The following is a 1,186-nucleotide window of genomic DNA, read 5'->3' on the forward strand; positions in this document are numbered from 1 at the left end:
CAACGACGGAGCCGGAACCGACGACCGAGCCCGAGCCCGAGCCGGCGGAATCCACGGGATAGAACCGGTGAGGTCCTGCCAACACGACCTCACTGCCCCGGCTCGGGTGGCGTGATTACGTAGCAATTCGGTTGTGTGAACCGCGTGTGAATTATTCCTGGAGTAGTGAATTGTCACCGAATTCCGGTGGCCCGGTGCCGGAATTCCGGGCTACCATCGGTCGCATGATCCTCGGTGGTGAACGACCTCGGCTACCCGCCGGGCTCGAGCCGCGCGTGTGTTGTATGCGTTGTTCGTAACTCGGCATCGTTCTTTACGGCGCATTCTCGAAGTTGTTGTTACCGACGCACATTCACATCTCTCAAGGATTGCAGGTAGGTTCGATGAACGATTCTCGAACAAGTATCGATTGGGCGGTCGGGGTTCTCATCGCCTTACGGGGATATTCCCCGGAACAGGCTTTCGGAGAATTGGTTTCGCATAGCTATACCTTCGATGTCAGCTTGCTGCATTCAGCGCGTTCGCTTGTTGCGGCCGCACGAGAAATTGCAGTCGATTCGCTCCCCGTCGATGCCACCGAACGTGAGTGGGGCGGACTGCTCGCCGAACGGCGTCCGGTGGCGCGCGTCGACAACGTCGCCTGAGCAGCGAGGGACAGTTGGTCGCGGACGACGCAAACAAACCAAAGGACTGTAAAATGTGGCTTTGACCTACCCTCGGCTCGATTTCGGCGCTATCATTCACTGAAGTCGGATCGGTACGGGTAAAGGTCGAGGAAGCCATGAGAACGGTGCTTGGAGTGTCCGTCGGCTCTGCCACGGCTCGCGCGACTGCCCTCGATTCGGCCGACGATTCTGTCCGTTCGGCCAGCGTCGCGCGCTCGTTCCTCCCGTCCGAGCATGTGTCAGCGGCGCTCGAGCTGCTGGGGTCCATGGCGGCCGCGCAGCACGTCGAGCCTGCGGACGCCGTTCTGGCAGTGCCGGACGACCCGGCGTCACGAGTGCGGAACTCTGCGTATTCGGTTCATCGTTCCGATCGATTCGGCGTGGTGTCGGAGTTGGGTGCGCAGTTGCGGTTCCTTCGAGGAACCGGGCAGTTGGACGGACTCCGCACCGTCGCGGTGTGCGACGTGGGTGCCTCCGGGACGACGGTATCCATCGCCGACCCCGCCACCGGGCACGTCTTC

At 61.6% G+C, this 1,186-nt stretch carries 1 protein-coding gene and 1 pseudogene; both read left to right on the plus strand.

All coding sequences use genetic code 11. The features are described from left to right. Window positions 1-383: 383 nt before the first annotated feature. Window positions 384-644 (plus strand): ANTAR domain-containing protein, encoded by a 261-nt coding sequence (locus A2J03_RS08380; protein ID WP_068372046.1) that lies wholly within the window; start codon window positions 384-386, stop codon window positions 642-644. A gap of 137 nt (window positions 645-781) precedes the next feature. Then, a pseudogene (locus A2J03_RS08385) lies at window positions 782-1,186 on the plus strand (hypothetical protein); the annotation flags it as partial.

Origin of the sequence: Rhodococcus sp. EPR-157, assembly GCF_001647195.1 — a bacterium.
In the GTDB taxonomy this organism is placed as follows: Bacteria; Actinomycetota; Actinomycetes; order Mycobacteriales; family Mycobacteriaceae; genus Rhodococcoides.